General features: G+C 73.7%; 14 protein-coding genes. 9 read left to right on the top strand and 5 right to left on the bottom strand.

Going from position 1 to position 17763, the window contains the following annotated elements; translation table 11 throughout:
• Positions 1-69 precede the first annotated feature (69 nt).
• Entirely contained in the window at positions 70-822 is a 753-nt protein-coding gene (locus tag PUR26_RS26585) for a TIGR03089 family protein (RefSeq protein WP_329875801.1), read from the bottom strand.
• Positions 823-959: 137 nt separating this feature from the next.
• Between PUR26_RS26585 and PUR26_RS26590 the strand changes: the two genes are divergently transcribed.
• The 3 genes from PUR26_RS26590 to PUR26_RS26600 all read left to right on the top strand — a co-directional run bounded on the left by PUR26_RS26590 (position 960) and on the right by PUR26_RS26600 (position 4968).
• Complete coding sequence (locus tag PUR26_RS26590) at positions 960-2348, top strand: peptidoglycan recognition protein family protein (RefSeq protein ID WP_329875803.1); 1389 nt, start codon at positions 960-962, stop codon at positions 2346-2348.
• Positions 2349-2447: 99 nt separating this feature from the next.
• Positions 2448-3530: an NDP-sugar synthase gene (locus tag PUR26_RS26595; RefSeq protein ID WP_329875805.1), complete on the top strand. Its 1083-nt coding sequence runs from the start codon at positions 2448-2450 to the stop codon at positions 3528-3530.
• 436 nt (positions 3531-3966) lie between these two features.
• A complete protein-coding gene (locus PUR26_RS26600; RefSeq protein WP_329875807.1) occupies positions 3967-4968 on the top strand; it encodes a DNA-3-methyladenine glycosylase family protein in 1002 nt (333 codons plus the stop codon).
• Positions 4969-5022: 54 nt separating this feature from the next.
• On the opposite strand, the gene PUR26_RS26605 is transcribed toward PUR26_RS26600, so the two are convergent.
• The 3 genes from PUR26_RS26605 to PUR26_RS26615 all read right to left on the bottom strand — a co-directional run bounded on the left by PUR26_RS26605 (position 5023) and on the right by PUR26_RS26615 (position 7870).
• Entirely contained in the window at positions 5023-6336 is a 1314-nt protein-coding gene (locus tag PUR26_RS26605; RefSeq protein ID WP_329875809.1) for a coenzyme F420-0:L-glutamate ligase, read from the bottom strand.
• Positions 6333-7289, bottom strand: coding sequence for a 2-phospho-L-lactate transferase (gene cofD / locus PUR26_RS26610; protein ID WP_329875811.1), 957 nt, complete (start codon positions 7287-7289; stop codon positions 6333-6335). Before cofD ends, PUR26_RS26605 begins: the two co-directional genes overlap by 4 nt.
• Positions 7290-7366: 77 nt before the next feature.
• Positions 7367-7870 (bottom strand): cysteine dioxygenase, encoded by a 504-nt coding sequence (locus PUR26_RS26615; RefSeq protein WP_329875910.1) that lies wholly within the window; start codon positions 7868-7870, stop codon positions 7367-7369.
• A gap of 750 nt (positions 7871-8620) precedes the next feature.
• On the opposite strand from PUR26_RS26615, the gene PUR26_RS26620 reads away from it, so the two are divergent.
• The 3 genes from PUR26_RS26620 (at position 8621) to PUR26_RS26630 (ending at position 14370) form a co-directional block, all read left to right on the top strand.
• Positions 8621-8884: a WhiB family transcriptional regulator gene (locus PUR26_RS26620; RefSeq protein WP_023588371.1), complete on the top strand. Its 264-nt coding sequence runs from the start codon at positions 8621-8623 to the stop codon at positions 8882-8884.
• 168 nt (positions 8885-9052) lie between these two features.
• Positions 9053-12745, top strand: coding sequence for a glycosyltransferase (locus PUR26_RS26625; RefSeq protein ID WP_329875818.1), 3693 nt, complete (start codon positions 9053-9055; stop codon positions 12743-12745).
• Positions 12742-14370 carry a DUF5719 family protein gene (locus tag PUR26_RS26630; protein ID WP_329875820.1) on the top strand — a complete coding sequence of 543 codons (1629 nt, stop codon included), beginning with the start codon at positions 12742-12744 and terminating at the stop codon, positions 14368-14370. Before PUR26_RS26625 ends, PUR26_RS26630 begins: the two co-directional genes overlap by 4 nt.
• Positions 14371-14481: 111 nt before the next feature.
• Here the strand turns inward: PUR26_RS26630 and PUR26_RS26635 are convergent, their stop codons facing one another.
• Entirely contained in the window at positions 14482-14925 is a 444-nt protein-coding gene (locus tag PUR26_RS26635) for a metallopeptidase family protein (RefSeq protein WP_329875912.1), read from the bottom strand.
• Positions 14926-15198: 273 nt separating this feature from the next.
• Between PUR26_RS26635 and PUR26_RS26640 the strand changes: the two genes are divergently transcribed.
• From PUR26_RS26640 to PUR26_RS26650, 3 genes are all read left to right on the top strand, one after another.
• Positions 15199-15627, top strand: a complete 429-nt coding sequence (locus PUR26_RS26640; protein WP_329875822.1) for a DUF3499 domain-containing protein — start codon at positions 15199-15201, stop codon at positions 15625-15627.
• 65 nt (positions 15628-15692) lie between these two features.
• Positions 15693-17057: a phosphomannomutase/phosphoglucomutase gene (locus tag PUR26_RS26645; protein WP_329875825.1), complete on the top strand. Its 1365-nt coding sequence runs from the start codon at positions 15693-15695 to the stop codon at positions 17055-17057.
• A 482-nt stretch (positions 17058-17539) separates the two neighbouring features.
• Positions 17540-17722 (top strand): Trm112 family protein, encoded by a 183-nt coding sequence (locus PUR26_RS26650; RefSeq protein WP_329875827.1) that lies wholly within the window; start codon positions 17540-17542, stop codon positions 17720-17722.
• Positions 17723-17763 lie beyond the last annotated feature (41 nt).

A 17763-nucleotide genomic window follows, 5' to 3' on the forward strand; every position in this document is an offset into this window, starting at 1 on the left:
CCGCGGGCGGTGCCGAGTCCCGGGGGACTCGGCACGCCGTGCGCCGGACGGGTGGCCCTCAGCGGCTTGTCATACCGCGCGGCCGGTGATGCGCTCGCTCTCGACGCGCTTCTCCATGGAACCGGGTGCGAGCTGGTCCGAGTTGCGGCAGAGCACGACCGAGGCGCCCGCGGCGAGCGGTGCGTACAGCCCGGCCGCCACGCCCGCCCAGGAGTCGTACGGGAGCTCCGACAGCAGGCGTGACCCGGCCGTCAGCCCCAGCCGTCCGGCCTCCTCGCGGGCCCGCTCGACCAGGGCGGCCCCCGTGAGCTCCGTGCCGCCGACGACCAGGGCGGGGGAGTCGGGGTCCACCGGGACGTACGGCGTGAAGCGGTCGCCGTGGGTCGGGACCTCGACCGCGTAGTCCTGGTAGCCGTCCGGGGGCGTCGTGAAGCGGCGCCCCAACGGGGCGAGGGAGAGCGCCAGCCGCTCCCCGGAGCAGGCCAGGCCGTCGTCGAGCCGGCCGGCTCCCGCGACCACGTGGTCGGCGGCGGCCGGGTCGCCGTCCAGTTCGGCGACGACACCCACCGAGGAGCAGGCGACCAGCCAGACGGCGGTCTGCCAGTGCGCGGGCAGCAGCAGCGCGATGCGCTCACCGGGCTCGGCGGAGAGATGGTCCTGGATGAGGTTGGCCGTCTTCGCCACCCAATTGGCGAAGGTGGCCACCGACAATTCGACGCGCTCTCCGGTGGCGTCGTCGTAATAGGTGATCAAGGGGCGGGCCGGGTCCGCGGCAAGCGCGGATCGCAGCAGGTCGGCGGGGGTGCGGTCGCGTGCGTTCACCCGCGCAAGGGTACGCGCGACGGGCCGGGCGAAGGGGCCGTAACGGTGACGCCGTCCACCGGTCGGCCCGAGGGGCCGTCAGTCTCCGGCGGGTTTCCCGGGGGGCGCGGAAAGTGCGGAATGTTCAGGATTTTTCCATGCGTGACTTCCTTGCTTCCTCGATCGGCGTCGCGTGCACCGCCGCCCTCGTCATTCCGCTGTCCGTGCCCGCCTCCGCCTCCGCCGTCACCGCGGCATTCGTGGACGATCCGGCGCCGCCGGGCTCCACCCAGTCCGTGCCCCTGGTGCCCCTCGGTACCGAACGCGCGGCCGCGGCGGTCCAACAGGGCCTGGCCCGACGGGACGTCAAGCCGTTCTCGCTGGTCGGCGTCGTCTGGGACGACCCCCACGACGAACTGCACGGCACCGTCCAGGTCCGTACCCGCGCCACCGGGACCACCGACTGGTCCGACTGGCAGAACGTCGAGACCCACAACCACGAACACGCCGCGGACCCGGGCACCCCCGAGGGCGACGCGGGCGCCGTGCGCGGCTCCACCGCCCCCCTGTGGGTGGGCGACTCGGACGGCGTCGAGCTCCGCGTCCGGGCCGAGGCGCCCCGCTCCGGGGCGTCCACCGCCGCCCTGCCGCGCGGCCTGCGGGCCGAGCTGGTCGACCCCGGCGACGATCCGGTCGCGGCGGGCGCCCCCTCCGCCGACGACGAACCCGCACCCGGCCAAGACCCCGCCCAGGGGCCGGAGATCCCGGAGGGCACCGAGCCCGACATCGCCAAGGGGCCGGTCGCCGGTGCCGCCATGACCGCCGAGGAATCGGCCAGCTCCGCCGTCAACGCCGACCTCGCGGCCATGGGCGCCCTGGAGATCCCGGAGCTGACCAAGGCCGAGACCGAGGCACAACTGGTCGGGTTCTCCACGCCGTACGTGGGCCCCCGGCCGCGCATCGTCACCCGCAAGGGGTGGGGCGCCGACGAGTCGCTGCGCGCGCGGGACTTCATCTACACCACGTCGGTACAGGCCGCCTTCGTCCATCACAGCGCCACCGGCAACAACTACACCTGCGCCGAGGCGCCCTCCGTCCTGCGCGGTATCTACCGCTACCACGTCCAGAGCAGCGGTTGGCGCGACTTCGGCTACAACTTCGCCGTCGACAAGTGCGGAAACATCTACGAAGGCCGCGCGGGAGGTGTGGCCAAGGCGGTGATGGGCGCCCACACTCTGGGCTTCAACACCAACAGCATGGGCATCGCCGTACTGGGGACGTACGGTTCCACCGCCGCACCGGCCTCCGCGCTGACCGCCGTAGCCAAGCTCACGGCGTGGAAACTCGGGCTCTACGGGAAGGACCCCCGCGCCAAGACGACCCTGACGTCCGGCGGCGGCAATCTCTACGCCAAAGGCAAGAAGGTCAGTCTCAATACCATCTCGGGGCACCGCGATGGATTTGCCACTGAATGCCCCGGTGCGCTCCTCTACGACAAGCTCGGCACGGCCCGCACGGCGTCGGCCAAGTACCAGGGACGGCCATGACGGGACAGCTGTACCGAACGGTCTGCATACACTGTCCGGTCGTATCGGTCATATGACCGATGCCCATCGACCGGCCCCAGCAGGAAGCAGAGACGACAGGTGACAGAAGCGATCCTCCTGGTCGGTGGCAAAGGCACCCGGCTGCGGCCGGTGACGGTCCACACGCCCAAGCCGATGGTCCCCGCCGCGGGCGTCCCGTTCCTGACCCACCAGCTGGCGCGGGCCCGGGCCGCGGGCGTCGAGCACATCGTGCTGGCGACCTCGTACCTCGCCGAGGTGTTCGAGCCGTACTTCGGTGACGGGTCCTCACTCGGCCTGCACATCGAGTATGTGACCGAACGTGAGCCGCTCGGCACCGGCGGAGCCATCCGCAACGTCGCCTCCCGCCTGCGCTCCGGCCCTGACGACCCCGTCCTGATCTTCAACGGGGACATCCTCACCGGCCTGGACATCCGGGCACTGGTGGACACCCACCAGTCGTCCGGGGCGGACGTCTCGCTCCACCTGACCAGGGTCGAGGACCCACGGGCCTTCGGACTGGTCCCGACCGACGGCACCGGGCGGGTCACGGCCTTCCTGGAGAAGCCGCAGACGCCCGAGGAGATCGTCACCGACCAGATCAACGCGGGCGCCTACGTCTTCCGCCGGTCCGTCATCGACACGATCCCGGCCGGGCGGCCCGTCTCCGTCGAGCGCGAGACCTTCCCGGACCTGCTGGCCTCCGGCGCACACCTCCAGGGCATGGTCGACTCGACCTACTGGCTGGACCTCGGCACCCCCCAGGCGTTCGTACGCGGCTCCGCCGACCTGGTGATGGGCCGCGCCCCGTCCCCGGCCGTCCCGGGCCGCTGCGGCGACCGGCTGGTGCTGGAGGGCGCCACGGTCGCCCCGGACGCCAAGCTCACCGGCGGTACGGTCGTCGGAGCCGGCGCGACCGTCGGCGAGGGTGCCCGGATCGACGGCAGCGCGGTCATGGCCGGGGCGGTCGTGGAGCCGGGCGCGGTCATCACCGACTCGCTGATCGGAGAGAACGCGCGGGTCGGCGCGCGGACCGTGCTGCACGGTGCCGTGATCGGCGACGGCGCCCGGGTCGGCGCGGACAACGAACTGCGCGACGGCGTACGGGTCTGGTGCGGGGCGCGCCTGCCGGACGGCTCGGTGCGTTTCTCGTCCGACCAGTAGCGACAGGCGGCAGCGAACAGGCCGTCGGCGAGCGGGCGGACAGCGAGCAGGCCGCCGGCGAGCGGGCCGCCGGCCCACGGGGGACCCTGGCGACGGGGTCCCCCGACGCTTTCACGGCAGCGGTCCCGGCGGGCGCCCGGCGGCGGTGTCCTCGACCCGGCCGAAGAGCGCGACGGCCACCGCGACCCGCACCCAGGCCACGCCGGACCGGAACCAGGGGGGGCCAGGGGCAGACCCGCCTCGCACCGGCGCCCTCTCCACGTGGGGTCCTCCCGGGACGGGGCGCGCCCCGCGGGGACGAGCGCGACCGGGACGCGGGGCGACCGCAGCGGCGTCCGGCAGGAGGACGGCGCCTTCGCGAGGGCCCTGTCCGGTCTACCCTCGTAGGGACCCCGGACACAGACCCGCACGGGGACGCCGACCCCGAGGATCCGCCGTGGCAGGCCGTTACGCGCCCCACCCCACCCGCACCCAGCTGCGAGGGGGCGACCTCGCCGTACCCGCGGCCAGATCCGCCCCCAGCGGGAGCTCCGGCGTCCGCACCCGGTCCTGGACCCCGCCGTGGCCGCTGGACCTCGGACTCGCCCTGGGCCCGCTGCGGCGCGGCCCCGGCGACCCCACGTTCCGCACGGCGCCCGACGGCTCCGTCTGGCGGGCCAGCCGCACCCCGGCGGGGCCCGGAACGCTCCGGGTCGCGATGCGCGACGGGGCGGCCCGCGCCGAGGCGTGGGGGCCCGGCGCCGACTGGCTGCTGGAGCAGCTGCCCGCGATGCTCGGCGAGGGCGACGACCCGGGCGCCTTCACCCCACGCCACCGGCTGCTCGCCGCCACCGCGCGCCGCCGCCCCGGCCTGCGGCTCACCCGCACCGGACTGGTGCTGGAGTCGCTGATCCCCTCGATCCTGGAGCAGAAGGTCACGACGGACGAGGCGTACCGCGCCTGGCGGCTGCTCGTGCGGGGGCACGGCGAGCCCGCGCCGGGCCCCGACACCCGGCTGTACGTGATGCCCGACCCCCGCACCTGGGCGCTGATCCCGTCCTGGGAGTGGCACCGGGCGGGCGTCGACGCCAAACGCTCCTCGACGGTCCTGCGGGCGGTCCGGGTCGCCCGGCGCCTGGAGGAGGCCGCGGCCATGGAGCCCGGGCGGGCACGCGAACGCCTGGAACTGGTCCCCGGCATCGGTCCGTGGACCTCCGCCGAGACGGTCCAGCGCAGCAACGGCGCCCCCGACGCGGTCAGCGTCGGCGACTACCACCTGCCCGGCATCGTCGGACACGCCCTGGCCGGGCGGCGGGAGGCGGACGACGCGGAGATGCTGGAGCTTCTGGAGCCCTACGCGGGCCAGCGCCACCGCGCGACCCGGCTGATCCTGCTGAGCGGCCACACCCCCGCGCGCCGCGCGCCCCGGATGGCGCCTCGCGACATCGCGAGGCTCTGAAGGGGAGCCCGCCCGGCGTACCCGCCTGTCCGGCGTACCCGCCCGCCCGGTCGCTCAGCGCACCTCGATGAAGGCCGCCGCGTCCCGCTCCGGGCGTTCCCCGGGCGGGGCGGCCGGGCGCCCGACGGCGATCGCGCCCATCGGGTCCCAGTCGTCCGGGAGGCCGAGTACACCCCGTACGACATCACGGCAGAACATGGTCGAGGACACCCATGCGGAGCCGAGCCGCTCGCCCGCCAGCGCCACCAGGAAGTTCTGCACCCCGGCCCCGGCCGCCACCACGAACATCTCCCGCTCGGCGGTGTCACGCCGCTCGTCGCCGTAGTGGTGCGCCCCCTCCGTCACCAGGCACGGCACGACCAGCAGGGGCGCTTCGCGCAGCAGATCGCCCCGCCGCACCCGCCGGGCGATCGACTCCTCGCTCTTCCCGTCGCGGCGCAGGTCGGCGATCCACGCCTCGCGCATCGCGTCCAGCAGCCGCGTACGCGACTCCTCGGACTCCAGCAGCACGAACCGCCAGGGCGTCGTGTGGTGCGGCGCGGGCGCCGTCACCGCCGCCGCCACCGCACGCCGTACCGCGCCCGGGTCGACCGGGTCGTCCGTGAACTCCCGGACCGTGCGGCGCTGCGTGACCGCCTCCCGTACGGCCTCGGACGTACCGAGCCGGAACATGTCGTCGGCGGCGTCCCGCACCAGCGCCCGCGCGCCGGGGACGTCCTCGCCGTCGTCGGCCACCAGGTGCGGCAGACCGCGCACGACCGCGACCGGCAGGCCCGTCGCCTTGCCCTTGACCAGATCCCCGGCGGCGGCCAGCTCGTCGGCGCTGGCGACCACGGTGGCGACGAGCGGGTTGCCGAACGCGTCGGTGCCGCCGCGCAGATCGTCCAGGACCCGCACACCCGCCGCGCCGATGGCGACGTCCGTGAGCCCGCCGCGCCAGGGCCGCCCGAAGGTGTCGGTGATGACGATCCCGACCCGCACGCCGAGGGTGTCCCGCAGCCCCTCCCGGAGGGCCCGCGCCGAGGCGTCGGGGTCCTCGGGCAGCAACAGCACGGTCCCGGCCGGGGTGTTGGAGGCGTCGACCCCGGCGGCGGCCATGACCAGGCCCTGCCGGTTCTCGACGATGCGCAGTGCGCCGCGCCGGGCGACCACCCGCACGGTCTCGGCGTCGATGGCCTCCTCGCGGTCGTCCGCCGCGACGATCCGTCCCTCCGCCTTGCTGACGATCTTGGACGTGACGAGCAGGATGTCCCCGTCGGCCAGGCCCGGCTCGGTGGCCGCGATCAGCTTGGCCAGGTCGTCGCCCGCCCGCACCTCCGGCAGCCCGGGCAGCGCCCGGACCCGGTAGGAGGCCGCCGCCTCGGTCATCCACGCACCTCCTCGGCGAGGGCCAGCGCCTCACGGGCCATCGCCGCGGTCGCCTCGACATCGGTCATCATCAGCGGGACCGCCCGGCAGCGGATCCCGGCCGCCTCCACCTCGGCGGCCGTCCCCGCGTCCACGGTGTCGACGAGCCAGCCGTCCAGCAGCCCGGAGCCGTAGTGCCGGGCGACCGCGGAAGCGGTGGACTCGACACCGACCGCCGCGAGCACCTTGTCGGCCATGCCCCGCACGGGCGCGTCGCCGACGATCGGGGAGAGGCCCACCACGGGCACGCCCGCCTCGGCGATCGCCTCCCGGATGCCGGGAACGGCGAGGATGGTGCCGACGCTGACCACGGGGTTGGACGGCGGGAAGAGGATCACGTCCGCCTCGGCGATGGCCTCCAGCACACCGGGCGCCGGCGCGGCCCGGTCCGCGCCGACCGGCACGATGGCCTGCGCCTCGACGGAGGCGCGCAGCTTCACCCAGTACTCCTGGAAGTGCACGGCCCGCCGCTCGCCGTCCACGTCGATGGCGACGTGGGTCTCGACGCGGTCGTCGGACATCGGCAGCAGCCGCACGCCCGGCTTCCACCGGGCGCACAGCGCCTCGGTGACGGCGCTCAGCGGGTAGCCCGCGCCCAGCATCTGCGTCCGGACGATGTGGGTGGCGAAGTCGCGGTCGCCGAGCCCGAACCACTCGGGCCCCACCCCGTACGCCGCGAGCTCGTCCTTGACCTGGAAGGTCTCGTCCGTACGCCCCCAGCCCTGCTCCTCGTTGATGCCACCGCCGAGGGTGTACATCACCGTGTCGAGGTCGGGGCAGACCTTCAGCCCGAACAGATGGATGTCGTCACCGGTGTTGCCGATGACCGTGATGTCCGCGTCGGGCGCGGCCTGCTTGAGGCCGCGCAGAAAGCGGGCACCGCCGATGCCGCCGGCCAGAACCACAATGCGCATGGGGACAGTCTGTCAGCCGCCCGGTGATCGTTCACCGGGTGGTCGCGGGGCGGCGGGGCCGGACGGGCCGGCGGCCGTCAGACCGGGACGACGTCCTGGGCGGCCGGGGTGCAGACCGGGGCGCCGTGCATCGGCATGTCGGTCAGGCCCGGGTAGTAGATGTGCAGGCTGACGGCCGGTTCGAGGGAGTCGTTGACGACGTCGTGGGCGTAGCCGGGGGCGAAGACCCGCTGGGCGCCGGCGGCGAGCGGCAGCGCGCCGCGTTCCGTACGCTCCGTCAGGTCGCCCTCCAGGACGGTCAGCACGCCGGACGAGTCGCCGTGGTCGTGCGCTCCGGTGCCCTGTCCCGGGACCCAGGACAGCAGCCACACCTCGTAGCCGGGGCCGGTGCGCAGCCGGTGGTACCAGCGGGTGGTGGCGTCGTAGCGGACCAGGTGGGCCCACTGCGCGCGGTCGGCGGCGATGGAGCGGGCGAGCCCGGCGAACTCGGCCACGGTGGTGGGGTGCTCCTTGGCGGGCTGGAGCAGGTGCTGGACGGCGAGGATGTCGCCGGCGATCTGAAGGTCGCTGTCGCTGGTGATGCTGTCGCTGTTCACGCTGTCGCTGTTCATGGGGTGCGGTGGTTCCTCGGCAGAAACAAGTGCGGACGCAATGAGTGCTGGGGTGTCGCAGAGAGAAGCGGTGCTGCGGGGGGTGGAGCGGCGCGGGACACCGGGGGACGGAACGGACGCCGTGGGGGCGCGACCCGGAACCGCGGGCAGGACGCTGGAGCGCTAGGGCATCAACAGCTGGAACAGCAACAGCGGGCCTGGACAGCGCTGCGGAACCCACGGACGTGGGTCGCGGAGGGCGCTGAGGTCACTGGCATGCCATCCAAGGTGGCCCGCCCGGTTCCGTATGTCAACTCAATGCCCGTTTTGGCCGAAATCTTTCACCTCATCCGGTTACCCCGTCCGGAGAAAGGTTTGTGCGCCCGGAGGTCGGGACACATGGCGCAGCAACCACCCGCGCAAACGTCGTCGTGATCTCGTGACCCGACTGTGATCCGGGTCGCTTCGCCGACTGGATCGAAACAAGATCGAAGTCGCGTACGTCCTTCCTGGAAGAGGTGCCGAAAGGGGAGGTCCGGGCAGGGCAGTGCCATGTGTCTCGTTTTGGATGATTTGAACACTTTCCGCAAAGCCTTGGTTCCGCAGAGTGAATACCGGGCCCAATAGCAGATCTCGGCTTGACTGGCCCGGATCCACACACTTGTAATTTCACTCGTGTCGTTCGGCCGAAAACGGAAAACGGCTACAGCACGGGGACGCGAAGACAGACGAGGGGCGCACATGACCGAGTTGTTCCAGGAACTGCTGGTCGAGGACGCGGACGAGGAACTCGGCTGGCAGGAGCGCGCGTTGTGCGCCCAGACCGATCCGGAGTCCTTCTTCCCCGAGAAGGGCGGTTCCACCCGCGAGGCCAAGAAGGTCTGCCTCGCCTGCGAAGTCCGTTCGGAATGCCTCGAGTACGCCCTGGCAAACGACGAGAGATTCGGCATCTGGGGCGGCCTGTCCGAGCGTGAGCGCCGTCGGCTGAAGAAGGCCGCCGTCTGACCGGGCCGCCCGACCAAACGGCACACACCCGTACGTACACACCGGTCCGCCGCCCGTGCGCTGTCCACAGGCGGCGGACCGGTTCGTTGCCAGCCATTAGTGTGGGGCCCCGTCCGAGACGCTCCAACGCCCTTCGCGGGCGACCCCGGCCGGAGGGCCCGTACCTCGATGTCCGCCACCACGTCAGCGTTTGCTCCCGCCGCCCAGCCCGAGTACCCGCGACACGTCGTCACCGCCGTGCTGGTCTCCCACGACGGTGCCCGCTGGCTGCCCGACGCCCTCAACGGGCTCCTCGGCCAGGAACGCCCCGTGCAGAACGTCGTCGCCGCCGACACCGGCAGCGCCGACGACTCCGCCCTGCTGATCGCGCAGGCCATCGGCGACGAACGGGTCCTGCACCTCGCACGCCGCACCGGCTTCGGCGCCGCCGTCGAGGAGGCCGTCCGCACCGCCCCGGTGCTCGGCCCCGAGGACCTGCCCTACCTGAAGCGGCCCAGCGGATGGGACCCGGTCAGCAGGACATGGCGCGACGAGGCGTACGACCTGCCCGAGCTGCCGCACGGCGAGCCCGTCCAGTGGCTGTGGCTGCTCCACGACGACTGCGCCCCCGAGCCGGACGCCCTGGCCGAGCTGCTGCGCGTCGCCGACTCGAACACCGGCACCGCCGTCGTCGGCCCCAAACTGCGCGGCTGGTACGACCGCAAACAACTGCTCGAGGTCGGCGTCTCGATCGCCAACAGCGGACGCCGCTGGACCGGACTCGACCGGCGCGAGCAGGACCAGGGCCAGCACGACCAGGTCCGCTCCGTCCTCTCCGTCTCCAGCGCCGGCATGCTCGTCCGCCGTGACGTCTTCGAGCAGCTCGGCGGCTTCGACCGCCGTCTGCCCCTGATGCGTGACGACGTCGACCTGTGCTGGCGCGCGCACGCCGCCGGCCACCGCGTCCTCGTCGCCCCCGACGCCGTGCTGCGGCACGCCGAGGCCGCCGCCCGCGAACGCCGCACCGTCGACTGCGTGGGCCGCTCGGTGGCCAGCCCCCACCGCGTCGACAAGGCCGGCGCCGTCTACACCCTGCTCGCCAACGCGCGCGGCGTCGCCGTGCCGTACGTCCTGCTCCGCCTCGTCGTCGGCACCCTGCTGCGCACCCTCGCCTACCTCGTCGGCAAGGCGCCCGGCCAGGCCGTCGACGAAGTGATGGGCCTCTTCGGCACATTGCTGCGGCCGGAACGGATCATCGCCGCCCGCCGCGGGCGCGCCCAGCGCACCGTCGAGCCGGGAGAGCTGCGGCCCCTGTTCCCGCCGCCCGGCGCCACCGTCCGCGCGACCGTCGAACAGGTCGCCTCCAACTTCACCGGCACGGAAGGCGATTCGGGCGGCTCCCGGCACGGCGTCGTCGAGTCGGGCCCCGGCGGGGACGACGCCGACTACCTGGAGATCGAGCAGTTCGGCCGGCTGAAGAAGATCGCCCGCAAACCCGGGCCCGTCCTCTTCGCGCTGCTGCTGCTCGTCTCCCTGGTCGCCTGCCGCGGCCTGCTCGGCGGCGGCTCGCTGGCGGGCGGCGCGCTGCTGCCCGCCCCCGACGGCGTGGGCGAGCTGTGGAACCGCTACGCGGACGGCTGGCACCCGCTCGGCACCGGCGGCACCCAGAGCGCGCCCCCCTACCTCGCCGTGCTCGCGGTCCTGTCCACGCTGTTCCTCGGCTCCACCGGGCTGGCGCTCACCGTGCTGCTGGTCTGCTCGGTACCGCTGGCCGGGATCACCGCGTACTTCGCCTCCCGCTCGCTCGTCGAGTCCCGGCTGCTGCGCGCCTGGGGCGCGATCGCCTACGCGTTCCTGCCCGCCGCCACCGGCGCGCTGGCCACCGGCAGGCTCGGCACGGCCGTGCTCGCCGTCGTGCTGCCGCTGATCGCCCGGGCCGCCGTCGCGGCGCACGGTCTGCGCGGCACCGGCCGCGGCAGCTGGCGCGCCACCTGGGCGTACACCTTCCTGCTGACCTTCGTGATGGTCTTCACCCCCGTGGTCTGGCCGCTCGCGGTCGTCCTCGGTCTGGCGGTCCTGGTCCTGCGGCGCGCCGACATCGCCGCGTACGCGCTGCGCTTCCTCGCCGCCGCCGGCACCCCGCTGCTGGTCCTGGCCCCCTGGTCGCTGTCGCTGCTGACCGACCCGTCCGCCTTCTTCCGGGAAGCCGGCATGGAGTTCGGTACCGGCGCGGCCTCCGCGCTCGACCTCCTCGGCGCCAGCCCCGGCGGCCCCCGCACCGTCGGCGGCCTGGTGCTGATCGGCCTGGTCCTGGCGGCGCTCGCGGCCCTCCTGCGCGGCGAGCGGCAGGCCGCCATCGGCACCGCCTGGGTCGTGGCCGTCGTCGCCCTGGTCTTCGCCGTCATCGGCAACGGCTCGGGCTGGGCCGGGCCTGCCACCCTCGTCTACGGCCTCGCGCTGCTCGCCGCCGGCATGCTCGGAGCCGAGGGGGGCCGGAGCCGCGTCGCCACGCAGAACTTCGGCTGGCGCCAGCCCGTCGCCGTACTGATCGCCCTCGCCGCCGCCGCCGGGCCGCTCGTCTCGGCCGCCGGGTGGATGATCGGCGGCGCCGCCGGGCCGCTGGAGCGGCGCGACCCCGTCCAGGTCCCGGCGTTCGTCGCCGAGGAGAGCGACACCCGCGACCAGCCCCGCACCCTGATCCTGGGCGGTTCGTCGCCCGCCAAGGTCTCCTACACCCTGGTCCGCGGCTCCGGCGGGCGGCTCGGCGACGCCGAGCTCACCGCCGCGGGCGGCGCCGACACCCGTCTCGACAAGGTCGTCGCCCACCTCGTCGCGGGGTCCGGCGCGGACCAGACCGACCAGCTCAGCGGGTTCGCGATCCGCTACGTCCTGGTCCGGGACGGGGCGCCGCGGCAGATGAGCCGCGTCCTGGACGCCACCCCCGGCCTCACCCGGCTCAGCCAGCTGGACGGCAGCGCGCTGTGGCAGGTGGACCGCCAGGTCGCCCGGGCCACCATCGTCCCGGGCGGGGACGGCGCGGGAGAGCGGCTGCCGGTCGCCTCCGGGCCGGTGGAGGCGCACACCACGATCCCGTCGGGCGGCTCCGGCCGCGTGCTGCGGATCGCGGACCGCGCGGACGACGGCTGGCAGGCCACGCTCGACGGCCGCGCGCTGAAGAAGACCACCGTGGACGGCTGGGCACAGGGCTTCGAGCTCCCCGCCGAGGGCGGCCGGCTCGACCTGACCTACGACGACTCGCTGGCCCACGGCGCCTGGATCTGGACCCAGTGCGCGCTCGCCGTGATCCTGCTGGTGCTCGCCCTGCCGGGCCGGCGCAAGGACGTCGACGACGACCTGCCGGACGAGGAGATCGCCGTACCCGCGCAGGACGCGACCGGCGACGGCCGCCGGGCCCGCAGGCTGCGCGCGGCGGCGGCCGCCGAGGCGGAGGCCGAGCCCGTACCGGTGCCGGACGCCGACCCGTACGCGCGGCGGGAGGAGGACGACGCCGCCCCGCAGGTACAGCCGCAGGCACCGGTGCCCGAGCAGGCCCGGGCCCAGCAGGGGTACGACGAGTGGGACGGCCGGACCTACGCGTACGACGCCGAGCAGTACCCGCAGCAGTACGCGGCGGAGCAGTACCAGGCGGACCCGTACCAGCAGCAGTACCCCCAGCAGTACGACCACCAGGGGTACGGGCAGCAGCAGTACGACCCGTACGGGCAGCAGCAGTACGACCAGCAGGCGCACGGACAGCAGGCGTACGAGCAGTACCCGCAGGAGCAGCAGTACGACGCGTACGGCTACCCCCTGCAGCCCCACGCCGAGGGGCATGACAGCGAGCAGCGTCCGCAGGGTCCCGACGGGAGCAGCAACCAGTGAACCGCACCACCCTCTCCCTCCTCGCGGCGGCGACCGCCCTCGCCGCGGTCACCGGTTTCGGCGTGCTGACCGCTCCGGACGGCACGGACCCCGCGGCGGGGGCCAAGGCCCCGGCGCGGCTGCCGGTGGAGCGCTCCGCCCTGCTGTGCCCGGCGCCCAGCACCTCCGAGGTCGCGGAGACGGTGTACACGTCGTTCACCCCGCCCGCGGCCGCGGGCGGGGCGGAGAGCCAGAAGGGGCAGGCCGAGCTGAAGCCGTCCGCGGCCGCCGCGAACGGCACGACGGCCGACCCCGGCAAGGCCGGCCCGGACAAGGCCGACGGGTCGGAGACGGACGAGCCGAAGGCGGATGCGGATAAGGCGGACGCGGATAAGGCGGACACGGCGAAGAAGCCGGCCGTCGCCGACAAGGCCGTCGTGACCCTCGCCCAGCCCGGCAAGCCCGTCGCCGCCGAGGCGGACGGCGCGGACGCCCCCGCCCTGGTCGGCACCGCCTCCGGGCGGCTTGCCCCCGGCTGGACCACCCAGCAGACCACCATGGTCCCGGCGGGCGGCGCACGCGGACTGCTCGGCGTCAGCTGCACCGCGCCCGACACGGACTTCTGGTTCCCCGGTGCCTCCACCGCCAGGGAACGCCAGGACTACGTCCACCTGACGAACCCGGACGACGCGGCCGCGGTCGTCGACATCGAGCTGTACGGGCCCAACGGCGCCCTGAAGTCCCAGCTGAGCGACGGCATCCCGGTGCCGGCCAGGTCCAGCGTGCCGGTGCTGCTCTCCACCCTGACCTCCGACCCCGCCGCCGCCGACGCCACCGTCCACGTCACCACCCGCAGTGGCCGCGTCGGCGCCGTGGTCAGGTCGGCCGACGACACGACCGGCAGCGACTGGCTTCCCGCCTCGGCCGACCCGGCCGCCTCACTGGTGCTCCCCGGCATCCCGGCGGACGCCACCTCGGTACGGCTGGTGGCCTACGCGCCCGGCGAGAGCGACGCGGACCTGAAGATCAGGCTGGCGAGCCCGACGGGCGCCATCACCCCGGCCGGGGGCGAGAGCCTGCACGTCAAGTCCGGGATGACCGCGTCCATCGACCTCAAGGACGTCACCAAGGGCGAGGCGGGCTCCCTGCTCCTCTCCCCCTCGCAGCCCGGCCGTGCGACGCCGGTGGTGGCGGCGCTGCGCGTCGTCCGGGGCAAGGGCGACAAGCAGGAGGTCGCCTTCATCCCCGCGACCGGTCCGGTGGGGGAGCGGGCGACCGCCGCCGACAACCGGGCCAAGGGCACGGTCCTGTCGCTGACGGCGCCGACCGCGACCGCGCAGGTCAAGGTGACCGCTTCGGCGGGCACGGAGGCGGGTGCGCAGACCACCAAGACGTACACCGTCAAGGGCGGTACGACCCTGGCGATCCCCACGCCGCCGGTGCCGGCCGGGCTCAAGGGCTCGTACGCGCTGACGGTCGAGACCGTCTCGGGCGGCCCGGTCCACGCGGCGCGGACGCTGGAGGTGCCGCAGGACGGCATCCCGATGTTCACGGTGCAGACGCTGTCCGACGACCGGGGCACGGTCGAGGTGCCGGTCGCCGAGCAGGACCTCTCGGTCCTGGACGACCGGGCGAAGGGAAGCTGAGCGTCCGCGGCGGGAGGATCGCGGGGCCGTCCGCGGCGGAAGGATGCGGCGGAAGGATGCGGCGGAAGGATGCGGCGGTCTTCCGTCCGGCCCCGGTCCGCCGCCGGGGCCCTACTCCTGCCCGTACCGGGGGTCGACGGACTCCGGCGCCAGACCCAGCAGGTCGGCGACCTGTTCGACGACCACCTCGTGGACCAGCATGGCCCGCTCGTCGCGGTTCTTGGCCCGAAGCTCGACGGGGCGCCGGAAGACGACGATCCGGGCGGGGTGGTCGCGCCCGGCCGGTGCGGAGCTGCCCAGCGGCACCGGCTCGCCCAGCGACACGGACTCCTCGGGCATCTCGGGTACCTCAAGGACGTGGAAGTCCACCTCGGCCAGCTGCGGCCAGCGCCGCTCCAGCCGCTCCACCGAGTCCTGCACCAGGTCGCGGAAGGTCTCGGACCGGCTGAGCGAGAGAGGGACCTGCGGCGGGGCGACGGGCCCGCGCATCCCGCGGCCGTGGCGGTCGCGGCGGCGGGGCCGCTCGGTCGGGCGAGGCGGTACGGGACTGTCCATCACCGACGCAGCGTAACCCTCCCCGCCCCAGGGGGATCGTGCCTGTGCGCGGACCTACGGCCATGTCGCTAAATGAACAATTCGGCCAAGGTTATGTTCGGCCAACGTGGCTGACCGACCGGACGTCTCGTCGGGATTGACCGCATTCGTACCGCCTGATGTTCGGCCCGTCGACCGTCCCCGGCCGCGCGGCCCTCCTCCCGCGCAGGTCAGGCGAGTTGCCCAGGAGGCCCCTGTGCCGGACGTCACACCGCGACACGGGCGAGTGACCTGGTGGAGAGTCGTCGCGGCCCGCTCAAGAGTGCGGTACCGTCCAACGTCGTGAGCCCTGTACGTCGCTGTTCGCGCACCGCGTGCGGCCGCCCTGCCGTCGCGACACTGACGTACGTCTATGCCGACTCGACTGCGGTCCTCGGCCCGCTCGCCACCTACGCCGAGCCCCACTGCTACGACCTGTGCGCCGAGCACAGCGAGCGCCTCACGGCGCCGCGCGGCTGGGAGGTCGTCCGCCTGACGGACGGCTCCGCCCCGGCCCGCCCCAGCGGTGACGATCTCGAAGCACTCGCCAACGCCGTGAGAGAAGCGGCCCGCCCGCAGGAACGTGCCGCGCAGGCGGGCGGCAAGGGCGGTGGCAGAGGCGGCGATCCGGTGGAGGTCGGACGCCGCGGGCACCTGCGGGTGCTGCGCTCCCCCGACTCGTGAACCTTCCGTGCCTGGCCTGCGGGTAGTTTGTGTACTCCATCAAGGGCTTGCAGGAGGGTTGGGCAGTGACTGCTGATCTGTCACAGATCGTGAAGGCGTACGACGTTCGCGGGGTGGTGCCGGATCAGTGGGACGAGGCGCTGTCGGAACTGTTCGGGGCGGCGTTCGTCCAGGTCACCGGGGCCGACGCGATCGTCGTGGGTCATGACATGCGCCCGTCGTCGCCCGGCCTGTCCGCCGCGTTCGCCCGGGGCGCGGCCGCCCTCGGCGCTGACGTCACCCTGATCGGACTGTGCTCCACCGACCAGCTGTACTTCGCCTCCGGCATCCTGGGGCTGCCGGGCGCCATGTTCACGGCCTCGCACAACCCCGCCCAGTACAACGGCATCAAGATGTGCCGCGCCGGGGCCGCGCCGGTCGGCCAGGACACGGGCCTGGCCGAGATCCGCGCGCTGGCCGAGTCCTGGTCGCGCGACGGCGCTCCCGCCGCGGCGGCCGAGCCCGGGACCGTCACCGAGCGCGAGACGCTGACCGACTACGCCACGTACCTCACGTCCCTGGTCGACCTGACCTCGATCCGTCCCCTGAAGGTCGTGGTGGACGCGGGCAACGGCATGGGCGGCCACACGGTCCCCACCGTCTTCGAGGGGCTGCCCCTCACCGTCGTGCCCATGTACTTCGAGCTGGACGGCACGTTCCCCCACCACGAGGCGAACCCGCTGGACCCCGCCAACATCGTCGACCTCCAGCAGCGGGTCCGCGAGGAGGGCGCCGATCTGGGACTCGCCTTCGACGGCGACGCCGACCGCTGCTTCGTGGTCGACGAGCGGGGCGAGCCGGTCTCCCCGTCGGCGATCACCGCGCTCGTCGCGGCGCGCGAACTGGCCAAGCACCCCGGCGGAACCGTCATCCACAACCTGATCACCTCGTGGTCCGTGCCCGAGGTCGTCCGCGAGAACGGCGGCACGCCGGCGCGCACCCGGGTCGGCCACTCCTTCATCAAGGAGGAGATGGCCCGTACCGGCGCGATCTTCGGTGGTGAGCACTCGGCGCACTACTACTTCAAGGACTTCTGGAACGCGGACACGGGCATGCTGGCCGCCCTCCACGTGCTGGCGGCCCTCGGGGGCCAGCAGGGCACGCTCTCCGCACTGGTGCACGAGTACGACCGCTACGCCGGCTCCGGCGAGATCAACTCCACGGTCGCCGACCAGGCGGGCCGGATGGCCGCGATCCGCGAGGTCTACGGGTCCCGGGAGGACGTCTCCGTCGACGAGCTCGACGGCCTGACGGTCGCCGCCGGCGACTGGTGGTTCAACGTGCGCCCCTCCAACACCGAGCCGCTGCTGCGCCTGAACGTCGAGGCGCGCGACGAGGTGCTGATGGCCAAGCTGCGCGACGAGGTCCTCGCCCTGATCCGCACCTCCTGACCCGGACGCCCTGACCCGGACGCCCTGACCCGCACGTCCTCATCCGCACCTCCTGGCCCCCGCATCTCCTGGCCCGCACGTCCTGGCCCCGTACGTCCGGACCTCCGCGATGCCCGGCCTCCCGGGGCGAGGGGGAGTGGCCGAGTACCCGCGCCGGCACCGCTTCGTGGAGCGGTGCCGGTTTCGGTACGGGACGCGCGGTAACAGTCGTGACGTGACGGGCGGACGTACGAGGGAACACGACACAGGCGCGGCAGGGAACGCGGCGGCGAGGAAGGCCGACCGCCTCCCACCCGTCGAGCCGCGTCGCCCGCCCCCCGGCGGTACGCTGACGTGGCCAAAACCGCACCACCGCGCACCATCCACGCACCACCGAGCACGATCCACGCACCACCCGCACCACCCACGTGGCAGACGAGCGGCACGCACGCGGCACTCGCGCCACCACCACACCTGAACCGCGTTCGAAGGGACCCACACCCATGCCGCTCGAAGCCGGCCTCCTGGAGATCCTCGCCTGCCCGGCCTGCCACGCCCCGCTCAGCGACCGCTCGGCAGCCGAGACCCCCGAGCTGATCTGCACGGCCGAGGACTGCGGCCTGGCCTACCCGGTGCGGGACGGCATCCCGGTCCTTCTCGTCGACGAGGCCCGTCGCCCCGCCTGAGCGACGGCCGACAGCGCCCTCACGGCTGCCCCGCACCTATC

This window comes from Streptomyces sp. SP18CS02 (genome assembly GCF_036322365.1).
Classification (GTDB): domain Bacteria; phylum Actinomycetota; class Actinomycetes; order Streptomycetales; family Streptomycetaceae; genus Streptomyces.